Source organism: Sphaerotilus mobilis (genome assembly GCF_004216565.1).
Classification (GTDB): Bacteria; Pseudomonadota; Gammaproteobacteria; order Burkholderiales; family Burkholderiaceae_C; genus Sphaerotilus; species Sphaerotilus mobilis.
Window position 1 is genome coordinate 397,024 of sequence record NZ_SGWV01000010.1, and the last position, 15,019, is coordinate 412,042.

At 69.9% G+C, this 15,019-nt stretch carries 17 protein-coding genes; 6 read left to right on the plus strand and 11 right to left on the minus strand.

Annotated features, from left to right (window positions below; genetic code table 11):
* Positions 1-8: 8 nt before the first annotated feature.
* Genes EV685_RS14140 through EV685_RS14150 form a run of 4 tightly spaced genes read right to left on the minus strand, consistent with a single transcriptional unit; the run spans position 9 to position 2,120 of the window.
* Positions 9-770 (minus strand): ATP-binding cassette domain-containing protein, encoded by a 762-nt coding sequence (locus EV685_RS14140; RefSeq protein ID WP_130482676.1) that lies wholly within the window; start codon positions 768-770, stop codon positions 9-11.
* Positions 771-778: 8 nt separating this feature from the next.
* Positions 779-901, minus strand: coding sequence for a hypothetical protein (locus EV685_RS21210; RefSeq protein ID WP_275938354.1), 123 nt, complete (start codon positions 899-901; stop codon positions 779-781).
* A complete protein-coding gene (locus EV685_RS14145; protein WP_130482677.1) occupies positions 898-1,425 on the minus strand; it encodes a Fur family transcriptional regulator in 528 nt (175 codons plus the stop codon). Before EV685_RS14145 ends, EV685_RS21210 begins: the two co-directional genes overlap by 4 nt.
* Before the next feature lie 56 nt (positions 1,426-1,481).
* Positions 1,482-2,120 (minus strand): outer membrane lipoprotein, encoded by a 639-nt coding sequence (locus EV685_RS14150; protein ID WP_242615593.1) that lies wholly within the window; start codon positions 2,118-2,120, stop codon positions 1,482-1,484.
* A 249-nt stretch (positions 2,121-2,369) separates the two neighbouring features.
* Here EV685_RS14150 and EV685_RS14155 point away from each other — a divergent pair, with 249 nt between their 5' ends.
* On the plus strand, positions 2,370-2,729 hold the full coding sequence (locus EV685_RS14155) for an HU family DNA-binding protein (protein ID WP_130482678.1): 360 nt from the start codon (positions 2,370-2,372) through the stop codon (positions 2,727-2,729).
* A 187-nt stretch (positions 2,730-2,916) separates the two neighbouring features.
* On the opposite strand, the gene paaZ is transcribed toward EV685_RS14155, so the two are convergent.
* The 7 genes from paaZ to paaA form a co-directional block, all read right to left on the minus strand.
* Positions 2,917-4,959: a phenylacetic acid degradation bifunctional protein PaaZ gene (gene paaZ / locus EV685_RS14160; RefSeq protein ID WP_130482898.1), complete on the minus strand. Its 2,043-nt coding sequence runs from the start codon at positions 4,957-4,959 to the stop codon at positions 2,917-2,919.
* Positions 4,960-4,979: 20 nt separating this feature from the next.
* Positions 4,980-5,681 carry a TetR/AcrR family transcriptional regulator gene (locus EV685_RS14165; RefSeq protein ID WP_130482679.1) on the minus strand — a complete coding sequence of 234 codons (702 nt, stop codon included), beginning with the start codon at positions 5,679-5,681 and terminating at the stop codon, positions 4,980-4,982.
* Between the two features lie 15 nt (positions 5,682-5,696).
* Positions 5,697-6,797: a 1,2-phenylacetyl-CoA epoxidase subunit PaaE gene (gene paaE, locus EV685_RS14170; RefSeq protein ID WP_130482680.1), complete on the minus strand. Its 1,101-nt coding sequence runs from the start codon at positions 6,795-6,797 to the stop codon at positions 5,697-5,699.
* A 51-nt stretch (positions 6,798-6,848) separates the two neighbouring features.
* On the minus strand, positions 6,849-7,394 hold the full coding sequence (gene paaD, locus EV685_RS21030) for a 1,2-phenylacetyl-CoA epoxidase subunit PaaD (RefSeq protein ID WP_130482681.1): 546 nt from the start codon (positions 7,392-7,394) through the stop codon (positions 6,849-6,851).
* Entirely contained in the window at positions 7,388-8,203 is an 816-nt protein-coding gene (gene paaC / locus EV685_RS21035; protein ID WP_130482682.1) for a 1,2-phenylacetyl-CoA epoxidase subunit PaaC, read from the minus strand. Before paaC ends, paaD begins: the two co-directional genes overlap by 7 nt.
* Before the next feature lie 98 nt (positions 8,204-8,301).
* A complete protein-coding gene (paaB, locus tag EV685_RS14185) occupies positions 8,302-8,628 on the minus strand; it encodes a 1,2-phenylacetyl-CoA epoxidase subunit PaaB (protein ID WP_130482683.1) in 327 nt (108 codons plus the stop codon).
* A gap of 107 nt (positions 8,629-8,735) precedes the next feature.
* A complete protein-coding gene (gene paaA, locus EV685_RS14190; RefSeq protein WP_130482899.1) occupies positions 8,736-9,764 on the minus strand; it encodes a 1,2-phenylacetyl-CoA epoxidase subunit PaaA in 1,029 nt (342 codons plus the stop codon).
* Positions 9,765-9,912: 148 nt separating this feature from the next.
* Here paaA and EV685_RS14195 point away from each other — a divergent pair, with 148 nt between their 5' ends.
* The 5 genes from EV685_RS14195 to glnL all read left to right on the plus strand — a co-directional run bounded on the left by EV685_RS14195 (position 9,913) and on the right by glnL (position 15,018).
* Positions 9,913-10,848 carry an EI24 domain-containing protein gene (locus EV685_RS14195; RefSeq protein WP_130482684.1) on the plus strand — a complete coding sequence of 312 codons (936 nt, stop codon included), beginning with the start codon at positions 9,913-9,915 and terminating at the stop codon, positions 10,846-10,848.
* Positions 10,845-11,645, plus strand: a complete 801-nt coding sequence (locus tag EV685_RS14200) for a competence/damage-inducible protein A (protein ID WP_130482685.1) — start codon at positions 10,845-10,847, stop codon at positions 11,643-11,645. The genes EV685_RS14195 and EV685_RS14200 overlap by 4 nt, the downstream gene beginning before the upstream one ends.
* 222 nt (positions 11,646-11,867) lie before the next feature.
* A complete protein-coding gene (glnA, locus tag EV685_RS14205; RefSeq protein ID WP_130482686.1) occupies positions 11,868-13,283 on the plus strand; it encodes a type I glutamate--ammonia ligase in 1,416 nt (471 codons plus the stop codon).
* 128 nt (positions 13,284-13,411) lie between these two features.
* The gene (locus EV685_RS14210; protein ID WP_242615595.1) at positions 13,412-13,951 is read left to right on the plus strand and encodes a hypothetical protein; all 540 of its coding nucleotides are present in this window, start codon (positions 13,412-13,414) and stop codon (positions 13,949-13,951) included.
* Positions 13,948-15,018 carry a nitrogen regulation protein NR(II) gene (gene glnL, locus EV685_RS14215; protein ID WP_130482687.1) on the plus strand — a complete coding sequence of 357 codons (1,071 nt, stop codon included), beginning with the start codon at positions 13,948-13,950 and terminating at the stop codon, positions 15,016-15,018. Before EV685_RS14210 ends, glnL begins: the two co-directional genes overlap by 4 nt.
* The last annotated feature ends 1 nt before the right edge of the window (position 15,019 follow it).

A 15,019-nucleotide genomic window follows, 5' to 3' on the forward strand; every position in this document is an offset into this window, starting at 1 on the left:
GAGGCCGTTCAAGCGGCGCGGGCCCAGGCGGCGGCCGGGGTCGCAGGCGAAGGCATGGGGGCGGGTGTGGGTGCGGTTGTAGGCGTGGGTGCGTGCACCGGGCCCCAGGACCGGCAGCGGGCCGGACCGCCGTCCGGATCGGGCTGCAGCGCCAGCACCTCGTCGTAGAGCGCGGGCGGTTCATGCCGGCCGTGCAGCACCGCCACGACGGTGCGGCCAACGGCCAGGGCCTCGCGCAGCAGCGCGTCGAGCCGTTCGGACGAGGCCCGGTCCAGGGCGGTGTCGGGTTCGTCCAGCAACAGCAGTTCGGCGTCCTGCAGCCACAGCCGGGCAAGCCGGGCGCGCTGCCACTGGCCAGCCGACAGGTCGATCAGCGGCGTGCCGGCCAGCGCCCCGAGGTCCAGCCGGTCCAGCGTCTGCGCGATGGCTTGGCGCTCGCGCACCCCGATGCCGCGCCAGGCGCCCAGCAGCGGCCAGAGCCCGGTGGCGACATAGCCTTGCAGCGTGATCGGAAAGCGTCGATCCACCGCATCGGCCTGGGTGAGTTCGGCCAGGCGACCGGCCGCCCGTTCGATGCGTCCGGCGGCCGGCGCCAGACGCCCGGCCAGCGCCGCCAGCAGGGTGCTCTTGCCGACGCCGTTGGGGCCCAGCACGGCCGTCGCACTGCCCGGCATGAAACGACCGGACAGGCCCGCGAGCACGCTGCGGCCGCCTGGGGCCAGCGCCAGGTCATGCAGCGTCACGGTGGCGGGCAAGCGGCGCGCTGACATCGGCTTGCTCAGATCGCCCAGGCCACACCGGCCCACAGCAGCGCAAGCACCGCCAGGGCCGCGAGCAAACGCCGGGTCACGGACGCATCGACCGGATCACCCACGATCACGCCCGACCAGAACCGGCTCATGCCGCCCCCGCTTCGGCAAGAACAGCGCATTCGCCGCACAGCCCGTGCAGCGTCAGCTCATGCCGTTCGACCACGAAGCCGGCGGGCGCGATCTGCTCGATGTGGCCGGGACAGCCGTCGAGCGGAAACACCCGGTCGCAGCGGTGGCAGTGGAAGTGGTGCAGGTGCGCCTGCACGACCCATTCGTAGCGCACCGGCTGGCCCGGCAGTTCCAGCGTGCGCACGCGGGCATCGGCCTGCAAGGCCTTGAGGTGTCGGTAGACCGTGGCGATGCCCAGGCCCGGCACCGTGGTCTGACCGGCGGCGAGCAGTTCCGGCGCGGTCAGCGGCCGACCGGCGGCCAGCAGGCTGGCCTGGACGGCGCCGCGCTGGCGCGTGCTGCGGGTGCCAGCCGGCAGGTCGGGGACGTCGACGGGGTCGACGTGCTCGGCGCTGCTGCCACTGTGGGCACTGTTGCCGCTGTGGGCACTGTCGCCACTGTGAGCACTGTGGGCGCGATGGGTGTGGGCATGGCCGCTGGACATGCCCAGATGATACGGTCATCTCAGTATTACTGAGAATCACGTATCAATTTCAACCCTCAGGCCGGCAACGGCTTGAGCGACTTGCCCTCGACCTTGACCCGGGCGCCGACCGCCGGGGCGCTGGCTTGTTCGACGGTGCGCAGGGCGCCGCCGTCGGTGCGGACCTTGACGACGTAGACGGTGGTCGCCTTGACCTGCTTCTCGACCTCATGCCCGGCCACCGCGCCACCGATGGCGCCGAGCACCGTCATCGCGGTGCGGCCGTCGCCCTTGCCGAACTGGTTGCCCACGGCCCCGCCGACCACGGTGCCAGCGACCGCCCCGACGCCACTGCCCTCGCCCTTGCGCTTGACGGCGGTGACCGACTCGACCACGCCGCAATCGGCACAGACCGGGGCGGCCGAGGCGACGCGGTCGCTGCGGGCGGCGGGCGCCTTGGCGGCGGTGACCGGGGCCGCGGGTTCGGCCGAGGCGGCTTCGACCGCTGCGGCGGAAGCCGCTGGCGCCTGTCGGCCCGCGACAAAGGCGCCAACGCCGACGGCCAGCAGCGCGAGCACACCACCGACGATCCAGCCGGTCGGCAACGAGCGCGCTGGCGCGGCGGCGAAGCTGGCGCCCGGCACGGCCGCCATGGCGCCGTGGCTGCGGACGCTGGGGGTGACATCGACGACGTGAGGATCCAGGGTCTGGGCCATGAGGGAACTCCGATCTGCAGGACTCAGCAAAGGGCGCGATTCAAGCGCAGTCGCGGCGGAGACGCGCGCGCGGGCTGAAACAAGCGTCAGCAGCTGTCAATCGGGCATGGCCACACTGACATCCGATCACGCCCGTGGCCTGATCCAGCGCAGCCCACGTCGGCCCATGCCGGTGTCTGATCTCGCTGGGCGACAATTCGCCCCGTCCGCCAGCGCTCGGCGGCCAACCCAAGCCCACAGAGGAGCCCCATGAACAAAGCCGAACTGATCGAGAAACTGGCCGCCGAACATGGCCTGACCAAGGCCGCTGCCGGCCGCATCGTCGCCACCGTGCTCGACACCGTGGTGACGACCGTGAAGAAGGGCGGCTCGGTGACGCTGCCTGGTTTCGGCACGTTCAAGCAGCACGCCCGCGCCGCCCGCAACGGCGTCAACCCCGGCACCGGCGACAAGATCAAGATCGCTGCGGTGAAGCTGCCCAAGTTCACCCCGGGCACCGCCTTCAAGGCCGCCGTGGACCCGAAGGCCGCCGCCCGCAAGGCCGCCAAGGCCGCAGGCGCCAAGCCCGCAGCGAAGGCACCGGCCAAGAAGGCCGCCAAGAAGAAGTGACCGCGATGGCGCACGGATCGGCATGATCCGAGCCTGAGCGGCACCGGCCGTTCAAGGACAAGAGGCCCTTTCGGGCCTCTTGTCGTTTCTGCGCGTGTGGATCGGCGTTCTCAGCCTTTGCGGCCCTCTCGGCCCTCTCGGCCCTCTCGGCCTTCGCGGCTTTCTCGGCCGGCAAGGCTCCGCAGCCTCAGGCCCGTTTGGCGACCAGCGTGAGGATGTCGTAGCTGGCGACCAGCTCGCCATGCTGGTTGCTCACCTCGACGTCCCAGGCCACCACGCCCTGGCCGACGCCCTTGGCATCGCTGCGGTTGCGGTCGATCTTGCGCTTGGCGGTCAGGCGCGCCTGGATGGTGTCGCCGATCGGCACCGGCTTGACGAAGCGCAGCGTGTCCAGCCCGTAGTTGGCCAGCACGGGGCCCGGCGCCGGGCTGACGAACAGGCCGGCAGCGGCCGACAGCACGAAGTAGCCGTGGGCGATGCGCTGGCCGAACTGCGTGTCCTGCGCGGCGATCGCATCGAAGTGCATGTAGAAGTAGTCGCCCGAGACGCCACCGAAGTTGACGATGTCGGCCTCGGTCACGGTGCGCCGGTGCGTCAGCAGGCTCTCGCCGATGCGCAGGTCCTCGAAGTGGCGGCGGAAAGGATGCACGTCCGTCTCGATCACCTTCGCGCCCCGCACGTGTTCGCCGGTGACGGCCGCCAGCATGGTCGGCGAGCCCTGGATGGCCGCGCGCTGCAGGTAGTGCTTGACGGCGCGGATGCCGCCGAGTTCCTCGCCACCCCCGGCGCGGCCCGGACCGCCGTGCTTGAGCATGGGCAGCGGCGAGCCGTGGCCGGTCGATTCGGCTGCGGCCTCGCGGTCAAGGATCAGCATGCGACCGTGGTGCGCAGCGGCCACCGGGATGACGTGTGCGGCCACCACCGGATCGCGCGTGACCAGCGTGCCCACGAGGCTGCCACGACCGCGTGCGGCCAGCGCCAGGGCCTCGTCGAGGTCGTCATACGCCATCAGCGTGCTGACCGGGCCGAAGGCCTCGATGTCGTGCACCGCATCGTGTTGCAGCGGCTGGCGACTGAGCAGCAGCGTGGGCGCGAAGAAGGCGCCGGCTGCGACGCCCTCGCCCTGCGGCGCGAAGCCGTCTGCCGCGCTGCAGACGGTCTCGGCGCCTTGCTGCAGCAGGGCAACCCGCTCGGCCACGTCGGCCTGTTGAGCGTGCGAGGCCAGCGCGCCCATGCGCACGGCGGCCAGCGCCGGATCGCCGACCACCGTCTTGGCCAGGCGCGCGCGCAGCGCCTGCGCCACCGCGTCGACATGCTGGCGCGGCACGATGGCGCGGCGAATGGCGGTGCATTTCTGGCCCGCCTTGACGGTCATCTCGCGGGCGACTTCCTTGACGAAGAGCTCGAACTCCTCGTCGTCGGGCGTCACGTCCGGGGCGAGGATGGCGCAGTTCAGCGAGTCGGCCTCGGCGTTGAAGGCGATCGACTGGCGCACCAGGTTCGGGTGGGTGCGCAGCTTGGCGGCCGTGTCGGCCGAGCCGGTGAAGGTGACCACGTCACGGCCGTCGAGCCGGTCGAGCAGATCGCCCGTGCCGCCGATCACCAGCTGCAGCGCGCCGGCCGGCAGGATGCCGCTGGCGTCGATCACGCGCACCAGCGCTTCAGTCAGGTAGCTGGTCGCGGTGGCGGGCTTGCCGATGCAGGGCATGCCGGCAAGGAAACACGGCGCGAACTTCTCCAGCAGGCCCCAGATGGGGAAGTTGAAGGCGTTGATGTGGACCGCCAGGCCCTGTCGCGGCACCAGGATGTGGCTGCCGGCGAAGCGGTTGGTCTTGCCGAGCTGGGCGACCGGGCCTTCGTGGATCAGGTTGCCCGAAGGCAGCTCGTTGCCGCCCATGCTGGCGTAGGCGAACAAGGTGCCGGTGCCGCCCTCGATGTCGATGGCGCTGTCCACCCGCGTGGCGCCGGTGTGGGCCGAGATCGCGTAGAGCGCCTCCTTGTGTTCGAGCAGGTGCTTGGCCAGCGCCTTGAGCCGCTGGGCGCGCTGCTGGAAGTCCAGCGCCAGCAGACCGGGGCCGCCAACGCGGCGGGCGAAGTCGACCGCCTCGCCGAAGTCGATCGCGTCGGCATGGGTGCGCGCAACCGGCTGGCCGTTGATGGCGCTGTGCAGCAGGGCACCGGGCTGGGCGCCGAACCAGCGTCCGGCGATGTGGCTTTGCAACGGGGTGATGGGCGCGTGCGTGGTCGTGTTCACGGGGGAAGGTCTCCGGAGGAAATCGTTGCGGCGTCGGTGGGGACCGCGGCCGGTGCGGCGCTCAGGCCGATGGGGGGTCGCACACGAGGCACGCCCTGGACGAACAGCTCGGCCACCAGCGGCGCGAGGGCGGCATGGCTCAGCTCGCCGCCGGGCCGCAGCCACGTGCTCAGCCAGTTCACCATGCCAAACAGCAGCATCGTCAGCGGCTTGACGAGGCCGGCCGCATCCAGCGCCGGTTGCCAGCGCGCAAGGGCGGCGGCGACGCGCGTCACCAGCTCGCGCTGGCGCTGCTGCAGGCGGGCGTGCTCGTCGGCATCGAGATAGCGCACCTCGTCGGTCAGCACACGCAGGGCGTCGCTGCGGCCGTCGTAGGCGATCACCAGGTGTTCGACCAGGGCGCGCACCAGGGCACGTTCGGGTGGCTCATGACCTGAGCCACTCCGCTCGACATCGAAGCCGGCGATGACCTCGTCGACGCTGGCATGCAGGCGGTCGACCTGCTCATGCGCGATCTCGCGCAGCAGCTGCTGCTTGTCGGCGACGTAGTGGTAGAGCGCCGCCTTGGACAGGCCGGCCGCTGCGGCCACCTGCGTCATCGTCGTGCTCGGGTAGCCCTGGGCCGCGAACAAAGCGGCCGCATGGCCGAGGATGGCCGCACGCTGCTCGTCGTGGCCGGGGGCGCGCGGGCGGGCCATCGTCTGCCGGTCGGGTCAGCGGGCGTCGAAGCTCAGCACCACGCGCTCGGTCAGCGGGTGGGCCTGGCAGCACAGGACATGGCCGGCGGCGACCTCGGCCTTGTCGAGCGCGAAGTTGCGTTCCATGCGGACCTCGCCTTCGAGCACCTTGGCGCGGCAGGTGCCGCAGACACCGGACGTGCAGGAGAACGGCAACTCCATGCCGGACGCGCTGGCGGCGTCGAGGATGCTGGGCTGATCGCGCCGGAACAGGATCTCGCGGCTCAGGCCATCGCGGATCAGCGTGACACGCGACTGCTCCGCATCGCCCGGCTGCGGCTCGTGCAGCACCGCGCCCACCTGCGCCGCGCCGCCGGACGCGCCGGCAGGCTGGGCGATGCCGAAGCGCTCGATGTGGATGCGCGACTCGTCGACGCCAGCGGCCAGCAGCGCCGCCTCGGCCTCGTCGTTCATCTGGAAGGGGCCGCAGACATAGGCATGGTCGATGCTGGCGGCCGGCACCAGCGCACCAAGGAACTCGGCGAGCTTGTCGCGGTTCATCAGGCCCTGGTTGAGCGGCGTATCCGTCTGCTCGTCGGAGAAGACATGGTGCAGCACCAGCCGGGTCAGATAGCGGTTCTTGAGGTCTTCGAGCGCCTCCTTGAACATGGTCGACTGCAGCGAGCGGTTGCCGTAGATCAGCGTGCAGCGGCTGAAGGGTTCGCGCGCCAGCACCGTCTTCAGGATCGACAGGATGGGCGTGATGCCACTGCCACCGGCGATGCCGAGGTGATGGCGCCGCGCGCCCGGCTCGATGGGCACGAAGAAGCGGCCCTGCGGGGCCATGACCTGCAGCGTGTCGCCGACCTTCAGGGTGCTGTTGATCCAGTTGGAGAACACGCCGCCACGGACCTTGCGCACGCCCACGCGCAGCTCACCGTCGTCGACGCCGGCGCAGATCGAATACGAGCGCCGCAGGTCCTGGCCATCGACCGTGTGGCGCAGCGTCAGGTACTGGCCTTGCGTGAAGCCGAAGGTCTCGCGCAGTTCGGTCGGCACGGCGAAGGTGACGATGACGGCCTCGGCGGTGTCGGGCTCGATGGCGCGCACCTGCAGCGGATGGAAGAGAACGCTCATGGTCGGTCCCTGTGGGGCAAAGGTTCGGTGGGACGGGCTCGATCAGGCCGATCAGATCGGCTTGAAATGCTCGAACGGTTCGCGGCAGGCCCGGCAGCGCCAGAGCGCCTTGCAGGCGGTCGAGCCAAAGGCCGACAGCCGTTCGGTGTCGCGGCTGTTGCAGCGCGGACAGGCCAGGGCCTGCGGCGCACGCGGGACAAAACGCAGCACGGCGGTGCCAGGCGCCAGCGCGCCCGCCTCGGCCGGACCGGGCGGCGCGATGCCGTAGGCGCGCAGCTTGTCGCGGCCTTCGGCACTGATCCAGTCGGTGGTCCAGGCCGGGTCGCGTCGCAAGCTCGTGCGCACCGGGCCCAGGCCGGCCAGCAACAGGGCTTCGCGCACGCTGGCCTCGATCACCTCGGTGGCCGGGCAGCCGGAATAGGTGGGGGTGAGCACGACATCGAGCCCGCCACCATCGGCCTCGGGCGCGGCATGGACCTCGCGCACGATGCCCAGGTCGATCACCGAGACGGCCGGCACCTCCGGGTCGGGCACGCCCTGCAGGACCTGCCAGGCGCGCGCGATGCGGCTGGACGTGGCGGTGTCCGCGTTCACCACGCGCCGCCCGGGTAGCTGCGCTGCAGCGTCTGCATCTCGGCCAGCAAGGGGCCCATGTGCTCGCTGTGCAGGCCCCGCTTGCCGGTGCTGCGGAAGGCGGACTCGGCGGGCGCGGCCAGCTGCGCGGCGGCGAGCAGGGCGTTCATCTCGTCCAGCCAGGGCTGGCGCAGCTCGGACGCGGCCGGGCCCAGGCCGGTGGCGCGGGCATGCTGGTCGAGCGCGTCGTCCTCGAACAGCTCGGCGGCATAGCGCCACTGCGCATCCAGCGCACGGGCGATGCGCTGGGCCGATTCGGCCGTGCCGTCGCCCAGGCGCACGACCCAGTCGGCCGCATGCTGCTGGTGGTAGCGGGCTTCCTTGACAGCCTTGGCGGCGATGGCGGCGAGTTCGCTGTCGGACGAGCCTTGCAGCCGCTCCCACAACAGCCGCAGCCAGGTCGCCACCATGGCATTGCGCAGCACGGTGTAGGCGAAGTCGCGCCCGCCACCGGCCATCGCGCCATGGGGGCCGTTGGGCAGTTCGACCAGCGTCGGGTTGAGGTAGTCGCGTTCCTCGCGCAAGAAGGCGAGCTGGTCCTCGTCGAGCGGGGCGGCACCGGCTGCGGCGCCGAGCTGGCCGGCGCGCGTCAGCAGGCCACGGGCCTGGCCCACCAGGTCCAGCGACATGTTGGTCAGCGCGATGTCTTCTTCGAGGATGGGCGCATGGCCGCACCACTCGCCCAGGCGCTGGGCCAGGATCAGGCAGGTGTCACCCAGGCGCAGCAGGTACTGCGCGGACGGATCGGCGGGTCGGGCGATGGAGGCTTGCATGGTTCTTTCCGCGGACGCGATGCCCGCACGGCCGCCCGAAGGGCATGGCGCGCCCCCTCGGGGGGCAGCGAACGGAGTGAGCGTGGGGGTCGAAACCCTCACATGTGATCCACGGACTTCGGCAGTTGGTAGAAGGTCGGGTGGCGGTAGACCTTGTCTTCCATCGGGTCGAAATACATGTCCTTGTCGGACGGGTCGCTGGCGACGATGTCGCTGCTGCGCACGACCCAGACGCTGGTGCCTTCCTGGCGCCGGGTGTAGACGTCGCGCGCCAGCTGGATCGCCATGGCCGGGTCGGCCGCATGCAGGCTGCCGCAGTGCTTGTGATCCAGGCCCGCTTTGCTGCGCACAAAGACTTCCCAGAGTGGCCATTCGGTGGCCGTGGCGGTCGTGTGGGGGTCCTTGGATGCGGTGTCGTTGCTCATGCGGGAGCCTCTGGAAGGTCGATGTGAACGGGGATCGGGGGGATCTCGGGGGATCGCGGGGATCACGTGGGAAGGCGGGCGATGGCTGTCCGATCGCGCCGCAGCGCTCAGGCCGCGCGGCCCTGCGCGGCGGCGTCGCGTTCGGCCTGCTTGCGGGCATGGGCCAACGCGGCCTCGCGCACCCAGGCGCCGTCGTCCCAGGCCCGCACGCGGGTGGCGAGGCGTTCGCGGTTGCAGGGGCCGTCACCACCGACCACGCGCCAGAACTCGGCCCAGTCGATCGGGCCGTGGTCGTGGTGGCCGCGCGCCTCGTTCCACTGGAGGTCCGGGTCGGGCAGCGTCACGCCGAGCACCTCAGCCTGCGGCACGGTGGCGTCGATGAACTTCTGGCGCAGGTCGTCGTTGGAGACCCGCTTGATGCCCCAGCGCATGCTCTGCGCGCTGTTGGGGCTCTGGTCGTCGGGCGGGCCGAACATCATGATCGACGGCCACCACCAGCGGTTGACCGCGTCCTGGACCATCGCGCGCTGCGCGTCGGTGCCGTCCTTCATCATCGTCAGCAACGCGTCATAGCCCTGGCGCTGGTGGAAGCTTTCCTCGCGGCAGATGCGCACCATCGCCCGCGCATAGGGGGCGTAGGAACAGCGGCAGATCGGCACCTGGTTCATGATCGCCGCGCCGTCGACCAGCCAGCCGATGACGCCCACGTCGGCCCAGGTCAGCGTCGGGTAGTTGAAGATCGAGCTGTACTTGGCCTTGCCGGTGTGCAGGGCATCGAGCAGCTGGTCACGGCTCTGGCCCAGGGTCTCGGCCGCCGCGTAGAGGTAGAGACCGTGGCCGCCCTCGTCCTGCACCTTGGCCAGCAAGATCGCCTTGCGCTTGAGGGTCGGCGCGCGGCTGATCCAGTTGCCCTCCGGCAGCATGCCCACGATCTCGCTGTGGGCGTGCTGGCTGATCTGGCGGGTCAGCGTCTTGCGGTAGTTGTCGGGCATCCAGTCCTTGGCCTCAATGAAGGCACCGGCGTCGATGCGCTCGTCGAAGCGGGCCTGCAGCGCCACTTCCTCGGCGCTGCGCAGCGTCTTGGGCGCCTCGGTGGCGCCGTCCTTGCCCATGGTGTCCATCGCCTGCGTGTACATGCCTGACCTCGCTCGTTCGGGGACGTTCATTCATTGACCGTCCGGTCGGTAAATTATTCGAGACTTGATCCGACACCGCAAGATGCGCAGCCCAGGGTTTGCCCGAAGCCCCGGGTTGACCGCAGGGGCGCCGCTATCCTCGCGGCCCATGTTGTCCGTGATGAATGCCTTCTGGCGCGCCGCTGCCTACTGCCTGCACCCGCGCGTGATCCTGCTGTCGCTGGTGCCGGTGGTGGTCGCTGGCGCGGCTGCCTTCGGGCTGGCCTGGTTCTTCTGGGAGCCGGCGATCGACGCGGTCCGGATGTGGCTGGACGGCATCGCCTGGCTGGCCCCCCTGACGGGCTGGTTCAACGAGATCAGCGGCGGACGCTTCCGCAGCGTCATCGGCCCGCTGGTGGTGGTGGCGCTGTCGATCCCGGTGCTGCTGATCGCGTCCTTGCTGCTGGTGTCTATCTTCATGAGCAGCGCCATCGTCGACCTGGTGGCGCGGCGCCGCTTCCCCGAACTGGCCCGCAAGCGCGGCGGCCATTGGCTGGGCTCGCTGGTCGGCACGCTGTTCAACACGCTGCTGGCGCTGCTGATGCTGATCGCCTCGATGCCGCTGTGGCTGATCCCGCCGCTGGCGCTGGTGCTGCCGCCGCTGATCTGGGGCTGGCTGGCGATGCGGCTGATGAGCTACGACGCCCTGGCCGACCACGCCAGCCGCGAGGAACGTGTCCTGCTGATGCACGAGCACCGCATGCCGCTGCTGGCGATCGGCCTGATCACCGGCTACCTGGGCGCGGCGCCCTCGCTGATCTGGGTCACCGGCGCCATGGCCTTGCCGATGATGCCGCTGCTCCTGCCAGGCTTTGTCTGGCTCTACACGCTGGTGTTCGCCTTCGCCTCGGCCTGGTTCGCGCACTACGCGCTGGCCGCGCTGGCCGCGATGCGCGCACGCAGCTTCCCCGAAATCGTTCCGCCGCCGGCGCCGGCACCGACCCCGGCGAACGACCCGACGCCGCTGCCCGTGCTCGCGACCGATCCACCGCTCGCGCTGCCGCCGGCCGCCCCGCCCACGTCCTCACCCACGTCCACCCCATGAACTTCGGCCTCATCATCGTTGGCGACGAGATCCTCTCGGGCAAGCGCCAGGACAAGCACCTGGCCAAGGTCATCGAGCTGCTGTCCGCCCGCGGCCTGGCGCTCGCCTGGTCGCACTACGTCGGCGACGAGCCGGCGCGCATCACCGCGATCCTGCGCACCGCCTTCGCCAGCGGCGACGTGGTCTTCAGCTGCGGCGGCATCGGTGCCACGCCCGACGACCATACCCGCCAGTGCGCGGCGGCGGCGCTCGGCCGGCCGCTGGCGCTGCACCCCGAGGCGCGCGAGCTGATCATGGCCCGCGTGCGCCTGATGGCCGCCGAGAAGGGCTGGCCGGACGATCCCGAGCATCCGGACACCGTCCACCGGCTGAACATGGGCGTCTTCCCGGAAGGCGCCGAGATCATCGCCAACCCGTACAACCAGATCCCCGGCTTCTCGATCGGCGACGTGCACTTTGTGCCCGGCTTCCCGGTGATGGCCCACCCGATGATCGAGGCGCTGCTGGACGGCCGCTACGCCCACCTGCACGGCGGGGCCGCCCAGGTCGAGCGCTCGGTGGTCGTCTACGGGTCGATGGAGGCCAGCCTGACGCCGCTGATGATCGAGCTGGAGGCGCGCTTCCCGCCCGTCAAGGTCTTCAGCCTGCCCAGCGTCGACCACCCGATCCACGGCCGCCACATCGAGCTGGGCGTCAAGGGCCGCGACGGCCAGAACCTGACCGACGCCTACGCCGCCCTGCTGGACGGCCTGCGGCACTTCGGCGCCGAACTGGGCCCAGAAATGGTGCGCCCCTGATTCACCATGTTTGTGCATCGGATTGCACCATCGAGGTGCATCCGTGTGACGCATGCCACGCCGGCTCCCCCTGCCAACCCGAGGGGTCGGGCCTGCGCAAGCCGGGCTTGCACCGGACTCGGGCGCGGGCACGCTTTCTGCTAAATTTCCCGCCGTCTCGGCGCCTGCGCCCGGTACGACCGCACATTCCCCCGTCACTTCCCTCTCGCTAGGAGCCTCCTGATGGCCAAGACCGTCGCCGACGTGATGTCGATGGTGAAGGAAAACGAAGTCAAGTTCGTCGACTTCCGTTTCACCGACACCCGCGGCAAGGAACAACACGTTTCCGTGCCTGTTTCTGCATTCGATGAAGACAAGTTCACCTCCGGTCATGCCTTTGACGGCTCCTCGATCGCCGGGTGGAAGGGCATCGAAGCCTCGGACATGCAGCTCATGCCCGACCCGAACACCGCCAACATCGACCCCTTCTTCGAAGAGTCGACGCTGATCCTGACCTGCGACGTCATCGACCCGGCCGACGGCAAGCCCTACGAGCGTGACCCGCGCTCGCTGGCCAAGCGCGCCGAGGCCTACATGAAGTCGACCGGCCTGGGCGACACCGCCTACTTCGGTCCGGAGCCCGAGTTCTTCGTGTTCGACAGCGTGCGCTGGGGCGCCGACATGTCGGGCTCCTTCTGCTCGATCGAAGCCGAAGAAGCCGCCTGGAACACCGGCAAGGACTACGAGCACGGCAACAAGGGCTTCCGCCCGACCGTCAAGGGCGGCTACTTCCCGGTGCCCCCGGTCGACAGCGGCCAGGACATGCGCTCGGAGATGTGCCTGATCCTGGAATCGGTCGGCATCCCGGTCGAAGTGCATCACCACGAAGTGGCGAACGCCGGCCAGATGGAGATCGGCACCAAGTTCAGCACGCTGATCCAGCGCGCCGACTGGGTCCAGCTGCAGAAGTACATCATCCACAACGTGGCCGCTGCCTACGGCAAGACCGCCACGTTCATGCCCAAGCCCATCGTCGGCGACAACGGCAGCGGCATGCACGTGCACCAGTCGGTCTGGAAGGACGGCAAGAACCTGTTCGCCGGTGACGGCTACGCCGGCCTGAGCGACTTCGCGCTGTACTACATCGGCGGCATCATCAAGCACGCCCGTGCGCTGAACGCGATCACCAACCCCGGCACCAACAGCTACAAGCGCCTGGTCCCGGGCTACGAAGCCCCGGTGAAGCTGGCCTATTCGGCCAAGAACCGCTCGGCCTCGATCCGCATTCCGTACGTCGCGAACCCGAAGGGCCGCCGCGTCGAAGCGCGTTTCCCGGACCCCCTGATGAACCCGTACCTGGGTTTCGCCGCGCTGCTGATGGCCGGCCTGGACGGCGTCGAAAACAAGATCCACCCGGGCGAAGCCGCCACGAAGGATCTGTACCACCTGCCGCCGGAAGAAGACGCGAAGATCCCGACCGTGTGCTCGAGCCTGGAAATGGCCCTCGAGTACCTGGACAAGGGCCGCGGCTTCCTGACCAAGGGTGGCGTGTTCACCGACTCGTACATCGACGCCTACATCGACCTGAAGATGCAGGAAGTCCAGCGCATGCGCATGACCACGCATCCGATCGAGTTCGACATGTACTACACGCTGTGATGCCCTGCGGCGGCCTTCGGGCCGTCGCGGTCCGCATGACCGCCACACGGACGGCCCTTCGGGGCCGTCTTTTTTTTGCCGGGATGCTTGGGCGATACTGAACCGCGATGCCTTCCACGACCCGATCGATGCCCGTCTGCACGGCCTTGTTGTCCTCGCCGACGCTGTGGTCAGCGCCGTTGTCGGCGCTGGTCTTGACGGCGCTGGCAAGCCTGCCGTCACACGCCCAGGACCGCTCCGTCTACCGCTGCCCGGGCAACCTCTACACCGACCAGATCACCGTGCGCGAAGCGGCCGAGCGCGGCTGCAAGACGCTCGAAGGCGCGGCCGTCACCGTCGTGCAGACCCGCCGACCAGAAGCACCCAAGGCGGCGGCGTCCGGCAGTCCGGCCGCATCCGGTGCGACGCCGGCACGGTCGTCTGGCAACGAGGGCGCCCGCATCGACCCGGCCGAACAGCGCGCCCGCGACACCGATGCGCGCCGCATCCTCGACGGCGAGCTGCGCCGGGAAGAAGACCGCCTGGCCCAGCTGCAGAAGGACCTGACGAACGCCGCCACCGCCTCGCCCGAACGCCAGAACGAGCTGCGCGCGGCTCTGGCCCGCAAGGAAGCGGACGTGGCGGCCATCCGGCGTGAACTCGCCAAGCTCGGAGCATCGACCCCATGAGCCTGCTGCGCGGACCGGGCTACGACGCCTTCGACCACCTCGCCACCATGGTCGCCGTGCTGCGTGCGGACGGCCGCTGCGTGTTCGTCAACGCGGCCTTCGAGTCCACGCTGGGACTGCCACGGCGCACGCTGCAGAAGTCGCGCATCTTTGACTGGTTCATCGACCCGGCGCTGCTGCAGACGACCTTCCGCTCGGTGGTCGACAACGAATACGCCACCGGCCGTCTGGAAGCCCTGATGCGCCGCACCGCCACCGGCGGCGAGCCGCTGCCGGTGCACGCCATCCTGACCCAGATCGGCCACGGCGAGCAGGTGCTGCTGGAGCTGGTCGAGATCGAGCAGCAGGCCCGCCAGGACCGCGAGAGCCGCACGCTCGATCAGGCCCGCGTGACCAAGGAGCTGATCCGCAACCTGGCCCACGAGATCAAGAACCCGCTGGGCGGCATCCGCGGGGCGGCGCAGCTGCTGGAGATGGAGCTCGACAACAAGTCGCTGACCGAATACACGGGCGTCATCATCCACGAGGCCGATCGCCTGCAGGCCCTGGTCGATCGGCTGCTGGCGCCGCACCGGCGCCCGCGCGTGGTCGCCGACGTCAACATCCACGAGGTGCTCGAACGGGTCCGCTCGCTGGTGCTGGCCGAACATTCGAAGGGCCTGGTGATCGTGCGCGACTACGACATCTCGCTGCCCGAGTTCCGCGGCGACCGCGAACAGCTGATCCAGGCGGTCCTGAACATCACCCAGAACGCCGCCCAGGCGCTGATCCACGACATCGCCGACGGCGACGCGCGCATCGTGCTGCGGACCCGGGCCTCGCGTCAGGTCACGATCGGACGGACCCGCTATCGACTGGCACTGGACTTGCATATCGAGGACAACGGACCCGGCGTGCCCCCCGAGATCCGCGATCGCATCTTCTTCCCGCTCGTGACCGGCCGGGACGGGGGTTCGGGCCTCGGGCTGACGCTGGCGCAGGACGTCGTGCAGCAGCACCAGGGCCTGATCGAGTGCGAGAGCGAACCGGGGCGCACGGTGTTCAAGATTCAGATCCCTCTGCCGTGAC

Excerpts from the sequence above, each read along its gene's own strand:
- EV685_RS14140 (WP_130482676.1), bottom strand. The coding sequence starts at position 770 with ATGTCAGCGCGCCGCTTGCCCGCCACCGTGACGCTGCATGACCTGGCG.
- EV685_RS21210 (WP_275938354.1), bottom strand. The coding sequence starts at position 901 with ATGAGCCGGTTCTGGTCGGGCGTGATCGTGGGTGATCCGGTCGATGCG.
- EV685_RS14145 (WP_130482677.1), bottom strand. The coding sequence starts at position 1,425 with ATGTCCAGCGGCCATGCCCACACCCATCGCGCCCACAGTGCTCACAGT.
- EV685_RS14150 (WP_242615593.1), bottom strand. The coding sequence starts at position 2,120 with ATGGCCCAGACCCTGGATCCTCACGTCGTCGATGTCACCCCCAGCGTC.
- EV685_RS14155 (WP_130482678.1), top strand. The coding sequence starts at position 2,370 with ATGAACAAAGCCGAACTGATCGAGAAACTGGCCGCCGAACATGGCCTG.
- EV685_RS14165 (WP_130482679.1), bottom strand. The coding sequence starts at position 5,681 with ATGGCCCGCCCGCGCGCCCCCGGCCACGACGAGCAGCGTGCGGCCATC.
- paaE (WP_130482680.1), bottom strand. The coding sequence starts at position 6,797 with ATGAGCGTTCTCTTCCATCCGCTGCAGGTGCGCGCCATCGAGCCCGAC.
- paaC (WP_130482682.1), bottom strand. The coding sequence starts at position 8,203 with ATGCAAGCCTCCATCGCCCGACCCGCCGATCCGTCCGCGCAGTACCTG.
- paaB (WP_130482683.1), bottom strand. The coding sequence starts at position 8,628 with ATGAGCAACGACACCGCATCCAAGGACCCCCACACGACCGCCACGGCC.
- paaA (WP_130482899.1), bottom strand. The coding sequence starts at position 9,764 with ATGTACACGCAGGCGATGGACACCATGGGCAAGGACGGCGCCACCGAG.
- EV685_RS14195 (WP_130482684.1), top strand. The coding sequence starts at position 9,913 with ATGTTGTCCGTGATGAATGCCTTCTGGCGCGCCGCTGCCTACTGCCTG.
- EV685_RS14200 (WP_130482685.1), top strand. The coding sequence starts at position 10,845 with ATGAACTTCGGCCTCATCATCGTTGGCGACGAGATCCTCTCGGGCAAG.
- glnA (WP_130482686.1), top strand. The coding sequence starts at position 11,868 with ATGGCCAAGACCGTCGCCGACGTGATGTCGATGGTGAAGGAAAACGAA.
- EV685_RS14210 (WP_242615595.1), top strand. The coding sequence starts at position 13,412 with ATGCCCGTCTGCACGGCCTTGTTGTCCTCGCCGACGCTGTGGTCAGCG.
- glnL (WP_130482687.1), top strand. The coding sequence starts at position 13,948 with ATGAGCCTGCTGCGCGGACCGGGCTACGACGCCTTCGACCACCTCGCC.